12 protein-coding genes and 2 pseudogenes are annotated in these 16,713 nt (G+C 67.5%); 11 read left to right on the forward strand and 3 right to left on the reverse strand.

The window, feature by feature from the left end; genetic code table 11:
• Positions 1-229: 229 nt before the first annotated feature.
• Together AC1DIO_RS29095 and AC1DIO_RS29100 are read right to left on the reverse strand one after the other, a co-directional pair.
• Complete coding sequence (locus AC1DIO_RS29095) at positions 230-2,302, reverse strand: transglycosylase domain-containing protein (RefSeq protein ID WP_476854459.1); 2,073 nt, start codon at positions 2,300-2,302, stop codon at positions 230-232.
• Between the two features lie 152 nt (positions 2,303-2,454).
• Positions 2,455-3,051, reverse strand: coding sequence for an IMPACT family protein (locus tag AC1DIO_RS29100; protein WP_476769306.1), 597 nt, complete (start codon positions 3,049-3,051; stop codon positions 2,455-2,457).
• A gap of 216 nt (positions 3,052-3,267) precedes the next feature.
• Between AC1DIO_RS29100 and AC1DIO_RS29105 the strand changes: the two genes are divergently transcribed.
• Positions 3,268-4,857, forward strand: a complete 1,590-nt coding sequence (locus tag AC1DIO_RS29105; RefSeq protein WP_476776269.1) for an alpha/beta fold hydrolase — start codon at positions 3,268-3,270, stop codon at positions 4,855-4,857.
• Between the two features lie 60 nt (positions 4,858-4,917).
• A pseudogene (locus tag AC1DIO_RS29110) lies at positions 4,918-5,019 on the forward strand (IS481 family transposase); the annotation flags it as partial.
• A 101-nt stretch (positions 5,020-5,120) separates the two neighbouring features.
• Here the strand turns inward: AC1DIO_RS29110 and AC1DIO_RS29115 are convergent.
• On the reverse strand, positions 5,121-6,011 hold the full coding sequence (locus AC1DIO_RS29115) for a LysR substrate-binding domain-containing protein (protein ID WP_441493559.1): 891 nt from the start codon (positions 6,009-6,011) through the stop codon (positions 5,121-5,123).
• Positions 6,012-6,183: 172 nt separating this feature from the next.
• Between AC1DIO_RS29115 and AC1DIO_RS29120 the strand changes: the two genes are divergently transcribed.
• From AC1DIO_RS29120 to AC1DIO_RS29160, 9 genes and pseudogenes are all read left to right on the forward strand, one after another.
• On the forward strand, positions 6,184-7,560 hold the full coding sequence (locus AC1DIO_RS29120; protein WP_441493560.1) for an acyclic terpene utilization AtuA family protein: 1,377 nt from the start codon (positions 6,184-6,186) through the stop codon (positions 7,558-7,560).
• Entirely contained in the window at positions 7,560-7,964 is a 405-nt protein-coding gene (locus tag AC1DIO_RS29125) for an AtuA-related protein (protein ID WP_476776268.1), read from the forward strand. Before AC1DIO_RS29120 ends, AC1DIO_RS29125 begins: the two co-directional genes overlap by 1 nt.
• The gene (locus tag AC1DIO_RS29130; RefSeq protein ID WP_441508676.1) at positions 7,961-9,361 is read left to right on the forward strand and encodes a dipeptidase; all 1,401 of its coding nucleotides are present in this window, start codon (positions 7,961-7,963) and stop codon (positions 9,359-9,361) included. Before AC1DIO_RS29125 ends, AC1DIO_RS29130 begins: the two co-directional genes overlap by 4 nt.
• A gap of 4 nt (positions 9,362-9,365) precedes the next feature.
• Positions 9,366-10,973, forward strand: a complete 1,608-nt coding sequence (ggt, locus tag AC1DIO_RS29135) for a gamma-glutamyltransferase (RefSeq protein ID WP_476776267.1) — start codon at positions 9,366-9,368, stop codon at positions 10,971-10,973.
• A gap of 56 nt (positions 10,974-11,029) precedes the next feature.
• Positions 11,030-12,607 (forward strand): ABC transporter substrate-binding protein, encoded by a 1,578-nt coding sequence (locus AC1DIO_RS29140; protein ID WP_476769312.1) that lies wholly within the window; start codon positions 11,030-11,032, stop codon positions 12,605-12,607.
• A 54-nt stretch (positions 12,608-12,661) separates the two neighbouring features.
• Positions 12,662-13,630 carry an ABC transporter permease gene (locus tag AC1DIO_RS29145; protein ID WP_476854460.1) on the forward strand — a complete coding sequence of 323 codons (969 nt, stop codon included), beginning with the start codon at positions 12,662-12,664 and terminating at the stop codon, positions 13,628-13,630.
• A 26-nt stretch (positions 13,631-13,656) separates the two neighbouring features.
• Positions 13,657-14,592 (forward strand): ABC transporter permease, encoded by a 936-nt coding sequence (locus tag AC1DIO_RS29150; RefSeq protein WP_441508673.1) that lies wholly within the window; start codon positions 13,657-13,659, stop codon positions 14,590-14,592.
• A gap of 121 nt (positions 14,593-14,713) precedes the next feature.
• A pseudogene (locus AC1DIO_RS29155) lies at positions 14,714-15,352 on the forward strand (autotransporter outer membrane beta-barrel domain-containing protein); the annotation flags it as partial.
• 53 nt (positions 15,353-15,405) lie between these two features.
• Positions 15,406-16,377, forward strand: coding sequence for an autotransporter family protein (locus AC1DIO_RS29160; RefSeq protein WP_441508672.1), 972 nt, complete (start codon positions 15,406-15,408; stop codon positions 16,375-16,377).
• Positions 16,378-16,713: the final 336 nt, after the last annotated feature.

Raw genomic sequence — 16,713 nt, forward strand, 5'->3', positions numbered from 1 at the left:
CGGGAGATCCGCCGGCAAGCGGACGGTCCAATCTCGGCCTCTCCTTTCGGGGCAATCGGCCCGACAGGAAGCGTACCTCCCCGCAGTCCCAGATGGGTCGCGAACGGAATTCAGGCGAGACGATTGGCAATCTCTGCTTCCAGGCCACCAGCCAGAGTCTGCTCCTGGCGCAGCCTCGGAGCGGCTCTGTGACAACTACGGGCTCAGCTCTGGGCCGAACGACCGAACCTCAGAGCCCGAACAGCCTCTCGAAGAAATTCTTCTGGCGCCTGGTGCGTTGCCGGGGCTGGCCCTTGCCGCTTTCATTGGCGTAGCGCGGATCCTGTCCGGCGCCGGCCACGCCCGCCAGGCCGACCGGCTTCTGGTCCTTGAGGGCGATCTTCATGAAATTGTGCCAGATATCGGTCGGGAGGTTGCCGCCGGATACGCCCTTGGTGGGTGTGCTGTCGTCGTTGCCGAGCCAGACGCCGGCAACCAGATTGCCGGTGAAGCCCACGAACCAGGCGTCCTTGTAGTCGTTGGTGGTGCCGCTCTTGCCGGCCATGGGCCAGCCGGGCATCCGCGCCCTTTGGGCCGTACCGATGACGAAGACGTTGTGCAGCATCGCGTTCATCATCGCATCGGTGGCGGGATCGATGATCCGGCCCGCATCGTCCGGCGCCGGGCGGTTGAAGATTGGCCTGCCATCCGCAGCCTTCACCTCGGTGATCACGTAGGGCACGACCCCGACGCCCCCGTTGGCGAAGCTGGCATAGGCGCCGACGAGCTCGAGCGGCGTGACTTCGGAGGTTCCGAGCGCGATCGTGGGGTCGGCCTGGAGCGGCGAGGCGATGCCCAGGCGCTGCGCCGTTTGCACGACAGCCTGAGGACCGACCTCCATGGTGAGCTTCACCGCCACCGTGTTGAGGGAGAGGGCGAGAGCATTGCGCAGCGTGATCGGCCCGCGATAGCCGCGGTCATAGTTCTCGGGCTTCCAGCCGTTGATGTTGACCGGCGAATCCGAGCGCACGGTGTCGGGGCGAAGCCCCCGCTCGAGCGCCGTCAGATAGACGAAGGGCTTGAAGGCCGAGCCCGGCTGGCGGCGGGCGGAGGTCGCCCGGTTGAACTGGCTCGTCTCGTAGTTGCGGCCACCCACCAGCGCTGTCACGGCCCCGTCCGGCCGCATCGCCACGAAGGCGCCCTGGCTCACATTGAATTTCTGGCCCTTGGCGTCGAGTTCGTCCACGAGCACCCGCTCGGCCGCCGCCTGCAGGGCTGGCTCGAGGGTGGTCGAGACCACGATGTCGGAATCGATGGCGCCGACGGTGTCGTCGAGCGCTTCCATCACGTAGTCGGCGGCATAATTGGCGGAGCCGGCCGCCTTGGGACGCACGATCTGCGCCGGTGCGCCAAGAGCCGTGCTGGCCATGTCGGGGGTGATGAAGCCGAGCTCCTTCATCGCCGCGATGACGCGTTCGGCGCGGGCCTGTGCGGCTTCCCGGTTGCGGCTGGGGGCCAGGCGCGAGGGGGACTGGACGAGGCCGGCCAGCAGGGCGGCTTCCGAGAGCGACAGGTTGCGGGCCGACTTGCCGAAATAGCGCTGCGCCGCGGCCTCGACACCATAGGCACCGGCGCCGAAATAGACCCGGTTGAGATAGAGTTCGAGAATCTGGTCCTTGCTGTAGCTGCGCTCCAGCCAGAGCGACAGGATCGCTTCCTGGATCTTGCGCGAGACCGTGCGCTCCTGGGTCAGGAACAGGTTCTTGGCGAGCTGCTGGGTCAGCGTCGAGCCGCCCTGGAGGCCTCCGTCATGGGCCAGATTGCGGTAGGCTGCGCGGACGATGCCCATCAGGTCGATGCCCCAATGGTCGTAGAAGCGCCGGTCCTCGATGGCGACGAAAGCCTTGGGCAGGGAGGGCGGCAGCTCCCGCAGCGAGACCTCGCGGCCGCCCGTCTCGCCGCGATTGGCGAGAGGCGAGCCGTCGCTCGCCAGGATGGCGATGTTCGGGGGCCTTTTCGGCACCGTGAGCTGGCTGAGCGGAGGCAGCTGCGCGGCGTAGTAGGCGACGCCGCCGCCCAGGCCGACGAGGCCCCCCAGGCAGAGCAGGTGCCCGGCATAGGCCAGCTTTCTCAGGACCGAGCCGCCGCCCGCGCGTCGGGCCTTCCCGGGCTGGCTGGACGCGTCATCGCTGGTCTGAGAGGCCGGCCCGCGCGCCGTGGTCTCGCCCTCCCGATCCTCGGAGGAGGGGCGAAAATCCAGCTCATGCGCGTCCGTCGCCAGCGCGTCGACAAGCGGCTCGCGCCGGTCACATCCGTTCGCCACCTGTGGTCAGCCCCCAATCCGTGCAGCCGGTGCAATCGGGCGCTTCTGACATCGGGTCTTGGCGCAACTAAGACCAGCAGACAAAGTGCTCTGTCGCCATCTCCATGCCAGCGCGATGTCGCCGGGCCAGCACCCGCCCGGAGATCGAGAACCTAGTCGTCCCATCTGATCGCCGCGCGTCCGCTGGTGATGTCCCTGACCAGTTTGGAGACCAGATCGGCCTCCAGCTTTGGAACCGACACCGACAGCACTGCGCCGGTATCCGTGAAGACCTGATCGCGCAGCTGCACCCCCGGCAGATCACCAAGCCGCGCCTGGACGCGCGCCAGATCGCCGAACGCGCAGGTGATCGTCACTGATGCCGCCTCGACCAGCGCCACCGTCTCGGCCGCGCGCAAGCAGAGGGCGGCCGTGCCGCCATAGGCGCGGATCAAGCCGCCGCTGCCGAGCAGGACCCCGCCGAACCAGCGCGTCACGACGACGGCGACGCCGTCCAGCGCTTGCCCGTCGATGGCCGCGAGTATCGGCTTTCCCGCTGTGCCGCTCGGTTCTCCGTCATCGTTGAAGCGATAGCCTTGTCCGCAACGCCAGGCCCAGCAATTGTGATTGGCCGCCGGGTCCGAGTGGGCAGCGATGAACTCCTTGGCTGCCGCCTCATCCGCAACGGGAGCGGCGGTCGCAATGAAGCGGCTCTTCTTGATCTCCTGCCGGAATGAGTTGAGCCCAAGGAGTGTGAAGCGGTTTTCCATGCGCTCATGTACCGGCTCAGGAGCACCCTGGGCAAAGCCAATGACAGATCTCCGCCTGGGCGCGACCGGGACTGGTGCGTCACCCATGGCAGCAAGGCCGACCGCGCGTTAGACTGAAGCCGGCCCATCGATCGGGCTGGCCGAGGCCGGTGCGAAGCTTCGGACCGGGGGCGCGGACAACGTCTCTGCCGCCGGCGCAAAGGAGTGTGGGGCCTGATGGACCGCTTCGATGCGATGCAGGTTTTTCTGGCGGTCGTCGATGCCGGCAGCCTGTCTGCGGGAAGCCGCAAGCTGAACGCGCCGCTGCCGAGCGTCAGCCGGAAAGTCGCGGAGCTCGAGCGCCATCTCGGTACGCGCCTGCTCGTCCGGACCAGTCGGAATGTCCAGCTCACCGATGCGGGGCGCGACTATGTCGATGCGGCACGCCAGATCATCGCACAGTCCGTCCACGTCTCCGCCTTAACCCCGAGGAGAACCGCCATGCCTGGTCCGCACCCGTTGATCGGCCGCAGGAGCTTCATCGCATCAACCGTCGTGGGAACGATCGGCGCGATGCTTCCCGCCGTGAACGCGATAGCAGCGCCGTCTCCCTCGCGCTCGCCGCAGGAGACTGAGGCCGCAGACCCGAAGGCGAGCGGCGACCGTTCGATCCGGCCATTCCGCTACCACGCGACCGACGAAGAACTCGCCGAGCTGAAGCGCCGCATCAAGGCGACGAAATGGCCCGAGCGCGAGAACGACCCGACCCAGGGCGTCAGCCTCTCGACCATCGAGAAGCTCGCCGCGTATTGGGCGGACCAGCATGACTGGCGAGACGTCGAAGCACGGATCAACAGCTACCCGAACTTCGTCACGACGATCGACGGGGTGGATATTCACTTCATCCAGGTGAAGTCGAAACACCCGAACGCGCTGCCGGTGATCGTCACGCATGGTTGGCCCGGGTCGATCATCGAGCAGTTGAAGATCATCGACCCGCTCACTGATCCGACCGCTTTTGGCGGCACTGCAGCCGATGCCTTCGATGTCGTGATCCCGTCGCTGCCGGGCTATGGCTTTTCCGGCAAGCCGGCCGTCAACGGCTGGGATCCGCAGCATGTCGCACGCGCCTGGGCGGTGTTGATGCAGCGGCTCGACTACACGCGCTATGTCGCGCAAGGCGGCGATTGGGGCAATGCGGTCACCGAGCAGATGGCGCTGCAGCGCCCGGCCGGGCTGGCCGGGATCCACACCAACATGCCGGCGACCGTTCCCGCCGAGATCGCCCCGCTGCTTCCCAACGGCCCCGAGCCCGCGGGCCTGGATGCCGAGGAAAAGCATGCCTGGGACCAGCTCGTCGATTTCTATGCGAACGGGCTCGGCTACGCGCAGGAAATGGCGGGCCGGCCGCAGACTCTCTACGCGCTGGCGGATTCGCCGGTGGGGCTGGCAGCCTGGATCATCGACCACGACATCCGCAGCTACAACCTCATCGCGCGCGTCTTCGATGGCGCGAAGGAGGGCCTGACCCGGGACGATATCCTCGACAACATCACGCTGTACTGGCTGACGAACACGGCGGTCTCATCGGCGCGGCTTTACCGGGAAAGCAAGCTCGCGTTCTTCGCGCCCAAGGGGGTGCCGCTGCCGACCGGTGTCAGCGCATTCCACGACGAGATCTACCAGGCGCCGGAAAGCTGGACGCGCAAGGCCTATCCGAACCTGGTCTTCTACAGGCGCCACGACACGGGCACGCATTTCGCGGCCTGGGAGCAGCCGCAAGCCCTGACGGACGATCTGCGCGCGACATTCCGCTCGCTGCATTGAGGCGTCGCACAAAGTGCACGGTTCCGGCCGCGGGCTTCTGCCGAGCCTGCGGCCGGAACGCATCCCCAGAACTGGCATCGCCCCCACGGCGGAATCCAGGCCAAGACACCCATCAGCAGACTCGCTCTCGACGAGGACAACCTGTTGACGCTCCACAGCTAGATCATCGGACCGGACACGATTTCCGGTCCGATGATCCAGCCCTTCGGCGAAGAGCGGTTGCACCTTGAGACGGCGAGGGGGCTCGTCGACGCGCCGTTGGGTCAGGCGCCGCCATGCGTCCGGATCGCGTCCGCCAGCCGGGTCGCGCTGAGCGAGAGCGGCCGGGATTTGACCCAGAGCAAGCCGATCCGGCGCTCGATGCTGGGCGCCGTGATCGGCACCATGGCCAGGTCCGTGCTCCGGAACATCGCAAAGGTCATCGATGGCAGCGCGGTGATGCCGAGGCCGGCCGCCGCGAGCGCTGCCGCAGAGGGGATCTGGTCGACTTCGTATCTCGGCTCGATCGACAGGTTGCCGTGGACGAACCCGGCATCGGTGAGCCTGCGCACCGACGAAGCCGGCGAGATCGCGATGAAGTCATGGCCGGCGAGGTCCGCCCAGGTCACGCTCTCGCGCGTGGCGAGGCTGTGCTGGCGGTGACAGACCAGGTGCATGCGGTCCGACGTCACCGGATCGAAGGCGAAGGCGCCGAGCGAGGCCGGGTGGCCGACGATCGCGAGGTCCACGATACCGTCCTCCAGCAGCTCCGTCGCCCGGTCCTGGGGCGCGTCGCGGATCTGGACATCGATACCGGGGAAGCTGCTGCGAAAGGCGCGGATCGCCGGGGGTAGCAGCGTGCAGACCACGGATGGAAGTGCGGCGATCGAGACCCGGCCGTGCACGCCTTCGTTCCGGCTGGCGATCGCCTCGAAGGTCTGGTGCAGACTGCGCACGGCATCGCGCGCGCTGGCGACGACGTGCCGCCCTTCGTAGGTCAGCGTCAGCGCGCGCGTCGTCCGGTGCACCAGCCGATAGCCGAGCTCGGCCTCGATGCGCTTCAGCGTCTCGCTGACGGAGGGCTGCGTGATGCCCAGGCGCTCGGCCGCGGCCGTGAGATTCAGCGTTTCGCCGATCGCGACCAGGATCTCCAACTGCCGGATTGTCAGATTCATGGCGCCTCGGTGGTCGATCGGCCGGGCCGGCGGTCTGTCGCCTCCCGTGCAGCTCAGTCATAGGCTCATCCTATGGAATAATGAATTCCCATTATTTGACTTTCTGAATGCGTCGCCACCAATGCATCAGGCGCGGCCATGGGCCGGGCTGGCGGCAACGGATGGGTTCGGCATGGCGACACAGGTTCGGATCGGTGCTGCGGCGGGCTTTGCCGGCGACCGATCGGATTCGGCCGGGCCGGTGATCGAAGCCTTGGCGCAGCATGACGGGCCCCGTTTCCTGATCTTCGAGACACTGGCCGAACGCACGCTGGCGCTCGCGCAGATCGACCGGATCGCCAATCCTGCCCGCGGCGAGGTGCCCGCGCTCGAGCGCCTGCTGCGCCCGGCTCTCGGGGACGCCGCCCGGCACGGCATCAGGATCATCGGCAATTTCGGCGCGGCCAATCCGCGGGCCGCTGCCGCGAAAATCCGCAGCTGGGCCGCAGAGGCCGGATATCCCCGCCTGAAGATCGCGGTGGTCGAGGGCGATGACCTTCTCGGCCTGATGAGCCCGGCCGAATTCGCCGCCTGCGAGAGCGATGGCACGATCCTGGCGCGGGCGCCCGAGATCATCGCCGCCAACGCTTATCTTGGCGCGGGCCCGATCGCCGAGGCCCTGTCGCGCGGCGCCGACATCGTCGTGACCGGGCGCGTCGCCGATCCCGCTTTGGTGCTGGGGCCGCTGATCCACAGCTTCGGCTGGGCCTGGGACGATTGGGACCGGCTTGCCGCCGGCATCCTGGCGGGACATCTGCTCGAATGCGGTTCGCAGGTCACGGGCGGTTATTTCGCCGATCCGGGCATCAAGGACGTGCCGGGCATGGACCGGATCGGCTATCCCATTGCCGAGGTCGAGGCCGATGGCAGCTTCGTCGTGACCAAGCCCGACGACACCGGCGGGCTGGTCGACCGGCGCACCGTGACCGAACAGATCCTCTATGAGATCCACGATCCGGCCGCCTATCTGACGCCCGATGTCGTGCTCGACCTGACTGAGGTGGAGATCGAGCAGGTCGGCCCCGACCGGGTGCGCGTCAGCGGCGCCAGGGGCCACCCTTTGCCGCCCACCCTGAAAGCGACGATCTGCGTCGATGGCGGCCATCTCGCCGAGGCCGAAATCTCCTATGCCGGCCCCAATGCCGGGGCGCGGGCAAAACTCGCAATCGAGACCGTGCAGCTTCGGATGCGCCGCTTCCATCCTGCTCTCGCCATTCGTGTCGATCTGATCGGCGCCGTCAGCGTCTTCGGCGACAGCGCGGGCTCCGGCATTTCCGACCTCGTCTGGGACAGGCTGCCGGCCGATCTGCGCATCCGCTTCGCGGCCGAGACCGATGATCGTGCCGCCGCCGAGTGCCTGCTGGACGAGGTCGAGGCGCTGTACTGCGCCGGGCCGGCGGGCGGGGGCGGGGTGCGCAAGCGCCTGACGCCGCGGCTGCGCAGCGCGTCCTGCCTGGTCGCGCGCGACAGGGTCACGCCCCGCGTCACCTTCATGGAGGAGGCGGCATGATGGAACTGATCCGCACGCCGCTCCATGCGCTTGCCCATGCCCGCTCCGGCGACAAGGGCAACCGCCTGAATATCGCGGTGGTCTGCCGCCACCCGGCGCTCTTCCCGGTGCTGGCCGCAGAGCTCACGGCCGATCTCGTGGCGGAGATCTTTCGGGCGAGGGTGCCCTCCCGGGTCGTGCGCTACGAACTGCCCCGGCTGGCTGCCTTCAATTTCGTCCTCGACGATGTTCTGGACGGCGGCGTCAATGCCAGCCTGGGCCTCGACGGCCATGGCAAGACCCTGTCCTTCCTGCTGCTCGCGGCCTCCGTCCCGGTCCCCAAGGCCGTGCTGAACGCTGTCGCCGACGAGACCCCGATCCTCGCTTCGACCCGCCATCCCCAAACTCCTGGAGGCCCGCGATGAGCGCCCAGCCCGTCGTCGATCATCTGCTCGCCCGGCACGATGCCGTGCTGGACCGGCTGAAGGCCTTCCTGAGGCTGCCGAGCGTCAGCACCGATCCGGCCTATGCGCAGGGCATGCAGGACACACGGACGTTCCTGCTCGATTGGTTGAAGGAGATCGGGCTGTCGGATGTCCAGCTGCTCGATGGCGGCGGCCAGCCGGCGGTCTACGGCACCTGGCTCGGCGCGCCCGGCGCCCCGACGATCATCATCTACGGCCATTACGACGTGCAGCCGCCCGATCCGCTGGCGCTCTGGAAGACACCGCCCTTCGAGCCGACGACCCGTGACGGCAGACTCTATGCGCGAGGCGCGTCGGATGTGAAGGGCTCGACCACGATCGCCATCGAGACGGTCGCGGCCTTCCTGGCGGTCAAGGGCCGCTGCCCGGTCAATATCAAGCTCTTCATCGAAGGCGAGGAGGAGACCGGCAGCCCGAGCCTGCATGCCATCGTCGCGCGCTATGGCCCGCTGCTCAAGGCCGACGCCATGATCTCCGCCGATGGCGGCCGCGCCAGCCCGACCGTGCCGACGATCAATGTCGGGGCGCGCGGGCTGACCAAGCTCGAACTCGTGGTCCGCACCGCCGACAAGGAGCTGCATTCCGGCCGCTATGGCGGCGCGGTCCGCAACGCCCTGCACGAGCTCGCCGCGATCATCGCGACGCTCCATGACAGGAATGGCGCGATCGCCATCCCGGCGCTGATGGAGGCCGTGCGCCCGCTCAGTGAGCGGGACCGGCAGGACACCGCCGCCCTGCCTTTCGACGAGGCGGCCTTTGTCGGCGATATCGGCGGCATCGCGGCCGGCGAGCCGGGCTACAGCATCCGCGAGAGACTGACGCTGCGCCCCGCCATCGACGTCAACGGCATGTGGGGCGGCTATACCGGCTCCGGCAGCAAGACGGTGATCCCCGACGAGGCGCGCGCGAAGATCACCATCCGTCTCGCCCCGGGGCAGGACCCCGACCAGGCGGCGCAGGCGCTCAAGGGACATATCCTGGCGATGGCGCGGCCCGGCGTCGCGGTCAGCTTCGAGGCGATAGGCGGCGGCTCGCCGGCCTCGACGCTCGCTGCCGACCACCCCCTGGTCCAGGCCGCCACGCGCGTCCTGAGGACGACATCGCAACAGGAGCCGGTCCATGTCCGGCTCGGCGCGACGGTGCCGATCACCGCGATCTTCAAGGAGACGCTCGGTCTCGACACCTTGATGTTCGGCTTCAACCTGCCCGACGAGGACGTGCACGCGCCCAACGAGTTCTTCCATCTGGCGTCGATCCCGCTCGGCCTGCAGGCCTGGCCGATGCTGCTGGAGGAGCTCGGGCGTTTTCCCGCGGCAGCTTTTGGCGGGAAGGGCTGAGCCGATGGCCGGGATGATCGTCGCGGCCCAGCCCGAGGCCGTCGAGGCCGGAGCGCTGGTTCTCAGGCGCGGCGGCAACGCCGTCGATGCCGCGATCGCCTGCGCCTTCGTGCAATCCGTCGTCGATCCGCAGATGACCGGCATCGCCGGCTATGGCTCGATGCAGATCTACATGCCCGGCCGCAATGCCCATGACGTGCTGGAATTCTATGCCCGCAGCCCGGCGGCGACCCGTGCCGACATGTGGCAGGACGCGATCATCGGCGAGGCGCCGGACGGCTTCTCCTTCGTGGTCAAGGGCCATGTCAACGAGATCGGCTATCAGGCCGTCGGCTCGCCGGGCAACCTGAAGGGATACACCACGGCGCTGGCCGAATACGGCACCATGGATCTCGCCGATATCATGCAGCCGGCGATCGACTACGCGCGGGGCGGCTTCAGGATCCGGCCCTACATGCATTACTACATGGCACTGAACCAGTCGGAGCAGGGGCGGGTGCCCAATGAGGACCTGCTCCGCTTCAGCGCGACCGGCCGGGAGCTGTATTTCCGGGCCGATGGCAGCCTGAAGCGCCCCGGCGACACCGTCGCCAATCCCGATCTCGCCCGCACCCTGGAGCGGATCGCGGCAGCCGGCCCCGAGATCTTCTATCGCGGCGAGATCGCCGAGCAGATCGCCGCCGACATGAAGGCGAATGGCGGCCTGCTCGCCTATGAGGACCTGGCGAACTACCAGCTGCGGCGGTCGAAGCCGGTCTGGGGCAGCTATCGCGGCCACCGCGTCGCCAGCGTCCAGCCGCCCGGCGGCGGCGTCTCGCTGATCCAGCTGCTGCATGTCCTCGAGAACTTCCCGCTCGGCGAACTCGAGCATAATGGCGGCGAGCATCTGCGCATCCTGACCGAGGCGCTGATGCGGGTGACGGCCGACAAGGACGCGCATATCGGCGACCCCGATTTCGTCGAGGTGCCGACCGACCGGCTGCTGGCGAAGGACTATGCCGCGACGCTGGCGCAGAGCATCCGCCGGGGCGAGCGCGGCGCCATCGAGCGCTTGAAGCTGAAGCCCGAGGCCAACGACACCACGCAGGTCTGCGTCGTCGACGGCGAGGGCAACGCGGTGACGCTCACCCACACGCTCAATATCCCCAGCGGCGTCATCAGCGATGGGCTGGGCTTCATGTATAACGGGCTGATGAGCGCCTTCGATCCGCGGCCCGGCCGGCCGGGCTCGCTGGCGCCTAACAAGGGCCGCACCAGCTCGCAGATGCCGAGCATCGTCTTCAAGGATGACAGGCCCTTCATCGTCATCGGCGCGCCAGGCGGCACCGCGATCCTGCCGGCGATGGCGCAGGGAATCAGCAACATCATCGATTTCGGCATGCCGGTCTTCGATGCGGTCGCGGCGCCACGGATCAGCGTGACCAGCAACAGCATCGATATCTCGAACCGGATCCCACGCTATGTCGCCGCGGAGTTGGAGCGCCAGGGCTATCGCGTCGCGCGCTCCTACCAGGGCTTCGCCTTCGCGGCGCTGCATGCGGTGCTCGCCGATGCCGGCCGCCTATCGGCCGGCGCCGACCCGCAGCGCGACGGCATGTGGCTGAGCGGCTGAGCCGGAATGAAGCGGCCAACAGACCTAATTCCAGTCATTCGATCATGAGGACCCCGATGAGCGCATCACTCAAAACCTGGCTTGCGGCGACGCTGCTGACGACGGGGCTCGGCCTCGCTCCTGCACAGGCGGCCCCGCTGCGGATCGCGATCGGCGGCGCCTTCACCTCGATCGACCCGCATTTCTACAATGCCACGCCCAATCATTCCGTCGCGATGCATGTCTTCGACCGCCTGGTCGACCGCGCGCCCGATGTCAGCCTGAAGCCCGGTCTCGCCCTGAGCTGGACGCCGGTCTCCGACACCGTCTGGGAGTTCAAGCTGCGCCCCGGCGTGACCTGGCATGACGGCAAGCCCTTCACCGCCGACGATGTCGCCTTCACCTATCAGCGCGCCCGCAACGTCCCCAACAGTCCCGGTGGCTTCGGCGGCTTCCTGCGCGCCGTGAAGACGGTCGAGGTCGTCGACCCGCTGACGCTGCGCATCGACACCGGCGAGCCGGCCCCCAACCTGCCGCGCGAGCTGGCCTTCGTGCCGATCATCTCGCGCCATGTCGGCGAGAGCGCCACGACCGAGGACTACAATTCCGGCAAGGCCGCCATCGGCACCGGCCCCTATAAATTCGTCAGCCAGACCCCGGGCGACCGGGTCGAGCTCGTCCGCAACGACGCCTGGTGGGGGCCAAAGCAGGACTGGGACAAGGTCACGCTGCGGATGATCACCAATTCCGGTGCACGTGTCGCCGCGGTCCTGGCGGGCGATGTCGACATCATCGACACGCCGCCCGTCGGCGATCTCGAGAAGCTGAAGGCGGATCCGCGCGTCACCGTCGCCACGACGGAAGGGCTGCGCGTCATCTATCTCGCGCTGAATTCGCTCGAGCCGGGTGCCGCCACCATCACCGACAATGACGGCAAGCCGCTGCCGAAGAACCCGCTGCTCGATCTCAAGGTGCGCCAGGCGCTGTCCATCGCGATCAACCGCGACGGCCTCGCCGACCGGATCATGCAGAAGACGGCCCGGCCGACCGGCCAGTGGCTGCCGGCCGGCACCTATTCCTATGCCAAGAGCGTCACGGTTCCCGCCAATGACCCCAACAAGGCCAAGGCGCTGCTGAAGGAGGCGGGCTTCCCGGACGGGTTCAAGATCACGCTCTTCACGCCCAATGACCGCTACCCGAACGATGCGGCGACCGCCCAGGCGGTCGCCCAGATGTGGACGCGGATCGGCGTCAAGACCGCGGTCGAGACGCTGCCCTGGAGCGCCTATGCGACGCGCGGCGGCAAGCAGGAATTCGGTGCCGGGCTCTGGGGCTGGGGCAGCCCGACGGGCGAGGCCGGCTATCTGCTCTCGAATGTGCTCGCCAGCAACAATCCCTCCAAGGGCCTCGGCGTCTTCAATTACGGGCGCTATGCAAATCCGGCGCTCGATACCCAGATCGTCCAGGCGCTGGCGACGATCGACGACGGCAAGCGGGAGCAACTGCTCGTCGGCGCGGTCGAGACCGCGGCGCGCGAGGTGCCGATCATCCCGCTCTTCATCCTCGACAACGCCTGGGTCACCCGCAAGGGCATCGTCATCGACCCGCGCCGCGACGAACGCACGCTGGCGGTGGATGCCCGCAGCGCCAGGTAACACGAGTATCGACAACGCGACGGACCGGTCCGGTCCGTCGCCCGGGGACATGAGATGATTGCCTGGTTCGCCCAACGACTTCTGCAGGCTTTGGCGGTCGTGCTCGCCATGACGGTGATCGTCTTCGTCGGCGTCAACGTGATCGGCGATCCGGTTGCCGTTCTGGTTCCGCCCGATGCCGACCAGGCGGAACGCCTGCGCGTGGTCGCGGCCTTCGGGCTCGACCGGCCGCTCTGGCAGCAATATCTCTCGTTCCTCGGCGGCGCGGTCAGGGGCGATCTAGGGCGCAGCTTCGTCTTCAACGAGCCGGCGCTGCGGGTCATCCTCCAGCGCATGCCCGCAACGCTCGAGCTGGCGCTCGCCGCCATGCTGCTCTCGGTGGTGATCGGCATTCCGCTCGGCCTCTATGCCGGCGTCCGGCCGAACTCGCCGGTGGCGAAGACGATGATGGCCGGCTCGATCCTGGGTTTTTCGCTGCCCAGCTTCTGGGTCKGGCTGCTGCTGATCATGGTCTTTGCGGTGCAACTGAGCTGGCTGCCGGCCGGCGGCCGCGGGCCGACGCGCGAATTGCTCGGCCTGCAATGGTCGTTCCTGACCCTGGAGGGCCTGCGCCATCTCATTCTGCCGGCCTTGAACCTCGCCTTGTTCAAGATCTCGCTGGTGATGCGGCTGGTGCGGGCCGAGACCCGCGAGATCGTTCCGCAGGACTATATCCGCACCGCTCGCGCCAAGGGCCTTGGCGAGGGCGCGATCCTGCGGGTCCATCTCCTCAAGAACATCCTGATCCCCGTCGTCACCATCGTCGGGCTGGAATTCGGCTCGGTGATCGCCTTCTCGGTGGTGACGGAGACGATCTTCGCCTGGCCGGGCATGGGCAAGCTGATCATCGACAGCATCAACCTGCTCGATCGCCCGATGATCGTCGCCTATCTCATGGTGATCGTCGTGCTGTTCGTCGTCATCAATCTCGTGGTCGACCTGATCTACACGGCTCTCGACCCGCGCGTCCGGCTCGAGAACTGAGCGACCGGGCCTTGCAGGTGAACACCATGCCAACCTCCTCGCGTTCCGCCGCCCCGGAAGCGGCCGCTCCGGAAGCGGCGCCCGCGACGCGGCGCACGCCGCTGCTGCGCTTCCTGCGGGCCTTTGCCGCCTCGCGCCTGGCCGTGCTCGGCCTCGTGCTGCTCTGCGCGATCATCGCGCTCGCGCTCCTGGCGCCGTGGATCGCGCCACAGAACCCCTATGACCTGATGCAGCTCGACATCATGGACGGCCAGTTGCCGCCCGGATCGGTCTCACCCACGGGCATGACCTACTGGCTCGGCACCGACGATCAGGGCCGCGACATGCTGTCGGGCATTCTCTACGGCTTGCGCATCTCCTTGCTGGTCGGCCTGACATCGGCGCTGGCGGCAGCCGCCATCGGCACGACGCTCGGGCTCATCGCAGCCTATGCGGGCGGCCGCACCGGCACCGCGATCATGCGCATCGTCGACCTGCAGCTCTCCTTCCCCACGATCCTGGTCGCGCTGATGATCCTGGCCTTTCTCGGCAAGGGCGTCGTCAATGTCATCCTGGCGCTCGTCATCGTCGAATGGGCCGCCTATGCCCGCATCGCCCGCGCCAGCGCGATGGTGCAGCGGCGCAAGGAATATATCGAGGCGGCAATCTGCCAGGGCGCGTCATCGCTGCGCATCCTGTTTCGCCATTTGCTGCCGAACTGCCTGCCGCCCCTGATGGTGATCGCCACCGTCCAGATCGCGCGCGCCATCGCGCTGGAGGCGACCCTGTCCTTCCTCGGGCTGGGCGTGCCGATCACCGAGCCCAGCCTCGGCCTGCTGATCTCCAATGGCTATCAGCACATGCTATCGGGAAAGTTCTGGATCAGCTTCTATCCCGGCGTGGCGCTCCTGATCACGGTKGTCGCGATCAACCTGATCGGCGATCAGCTCAGGGACGTCCTCAATCCGCGCGCGCAGGCCTGAGAGCAGAACCCGGGCATGGCGCGACGACGAAGGGGAAGACGACCGCTCCCTGTCAACGTCGCCCCCGAACGATCCCGCTCCCCTGAATGCGCCTGGGGCCGAAATCCTGCGCTTCGAACACATGGCGAAAGGGCAGGATGCCCATGTCCTGACCAACGCCACGGTATGGAATCTGACCGGCAATTCAAACCTCACAAACCTGACCAATGACGCAAGCCTGGTCGCCTTTTCGGCGCCCGCCGGCGATCCGGGGGGGCTGGCCAGTTACAAGACGCTGACAGCGGTCAACTATACCGGCGTGGGCGGCAGGCTGGGCCTCAACACCTTCCTTGGAAACGACAATTCGCCGTCGGACCGGCTGGTTATCAACGGGGGCAGCGCGACGGGCCTCTCCTCGCTCCAGGTCGCCAACACGACAGGCCACGGAGACCTGACCGTGGGCAACGGCATCCTTGTGGTCGATGCGATCAATGGCGCCACGACGGCGGTCGGCGCCTTCGCACTGGCTGGCCCTGTGGTTGCCGGTCCCTATGAGTACTCGCTCTATCGGTCCAGCCGTGATGCGTCGGGGTTGGAGAGCTGGTATCTGCGTTCGGATCTGGCTCCAGTGCCGCCTGCGCCTCCCGGCCCCGGGCCGTCGCCGGCACCGCCCTCGACCGGCATCCCGGATTTTCGCCGCGAGACCTCGCTCTATGCGGCGCTGCCGGCGATGCAGCTGATCTATGGCCGCACCCTGATCGACAGTCTGCATGAGCGCGTCGGCGAGCTTGCGCCCCTCGAGGCGCCCGAAGTCACGGAGGAGCGGACGATCGGGTGCGCGAACCCCGAGAAGAACGACCGCTGCACCACGACCGTGCGGCTGCCGGCCGGCACAGCCGCCCCCGGGCACTCCTATGCCTCGGCCGGCTGGCCCGGATCATCGGCACACATGGCAACCAGGATGGCGGCCCCTGGGGCATCTACCGTAACGGCCCGAACTACGACTATGACCTCTATGCTTTCCAGGCCGGTCTCGACCTCTATCGCAGCCAGAACTCCGACGGCTCACGCGATCATGCCGGGATCTATGCCGCGATCGGCCGGATCGAGGGCGACGTCACCCATTTCAACGGCATCAAGGCCGGCCACAACACCATCGATGTCTATTCGCTTGGCGGATACTGGACGCATTTCGGGCCGTCGGGCTGGTATCTCGACGGCGTCGTCCAGGGCACCTGGTATGATGCCAAGGCCGATTCCAGGCGCGGCTTCACCCTCAACCGCGACGCGTTCGGCTTTGCCGCCTCGCTCGAAGGCGGCTATCCGCTCCAGCTCGGCTACGGCGTCGTCTTCGAGCCGCAGGCGCAAATCATCTACCAGACGCTCTCGAACGGCTCGGCAGCCCTGGTGCGCTTCTCCGACGCGGACTCACTCGCCGGCCGGATCGGCGCTCGCCTTGCGCGGAGCTGGACGCTGTACGAGGCCACGCTCGGCGCCAGACCGCGGATGCTGACTGCCTGGCTGAAGGCCAGCCTCTGGAACGAATTCATGGGCAATCCCAAGACCGCGTTCTTCTCGGCCACCGGCTTTATCCCGTTCCGGGCCGATCTCGGCGGCAACTGGGCCGAGTTCAAGGTCGGCGCCGACGCACAGCTGACCAGGAACACCACCCTCTACGCCAGCGTGGGCTACTCGGTCGGCCTCGATGGCCGCTCGCATATCTATGACTGCCGGCTCGGTGTCATGGTAAGCTCGGCGTTTCGTCCTGACTTGGATCGATATTGGCTTGGACCAATCCTGGCCTGACGATCAATCCTGGCCGGGGAGGATCGTTCGCGAAATCCCGGCCACGGCTTGCTCTGCGCCTGTCGCGGATGCGGCAGCGCTGGAAGTCGAGCTGAACGGCCGGCTCGAAGGCGCGTATGGCGACCTTGCCGCGCCCGTTGTCGGCAATGCGGCCTGGCCACCCGGCTCTTGGCCCTGTTCGGCGACGAGATCGCGCTTGGCGTCCGCGCCTCGATGATGCTCGTGACGGAGCGCCTCGCGCCGTTGCTCGATCCCGTCGTCAGCGTCGGGTGCGGCCGATCTCGACCGGGAGCGCGTCAGGGCGCCGTCGCTGATTGAGTCCCCACTGTCCCGGGG

The organism is Allobosea sp. 05T439, assembly GCF_056396005.1.

Excerpts from the sequence above, each read along its gene's own strand:
- AC1DIO_RS29100 (WP_476769306.1), bottom strand. The coding sequence starts at position 3,051 with ATGGAAAACCGCTTCACACTCCTTGGGCTCAACTCATTCCGGCAGGAG.
- AC1DIO_RS29105 (WP_476776269.1), top strand. The coding sequence starts at position 3,268 with ATGGACCGCTTCGATGCGATGCAGGTTTTTCTGGCGGTCGTCGATGCC.
- AC1DIO_RS29115 (WP_441493559.1), bottom strand. The coding sequence starts at position 6,011 with ATGAATCTGACAATCCGGCAGTTGGAGATCCTGGTCGCGATCGGCGAA.
- AC1DIO_RS29120 (WP_441493560.1), top strand. The coding sequence starts at position 6,184 with ATGGCGACACAGGTTCGGATCGGTGCTGCGGCGGGCTTTGCCGGCGAC.
- AC1DIO_RS29125 (WP_476776268.1), top strand. The coding sequence starts at position 7,560 with ATGGAACTGATCCGCACGCCGCTCCATGCGCTTGCCCATGCCCGCTCC.
- AC1DIO_RS29130 (WP_441508676.1), top strand. The coding sequence starts at position 7,961 with ATGAGCGCCCAGCCCGTCGTCGATCATCTGCTCGCCCGGCACGATGCC.
- ggt (WP_476776267.1), top strand. The coding sequence starts at position 9,366 with ATGGCCGGGATGATCGTCGCGGCCCAGCCCGAGGCCGTCGAGGCCGGA.
- AC1DIO_RS29140 (WP_476769312.1), top strand. The coding sequence starts at position 11,030 with ATGAGCGCATCACTCAAAACCTGGCTTGCGGCGACGCTGCTGACGACG.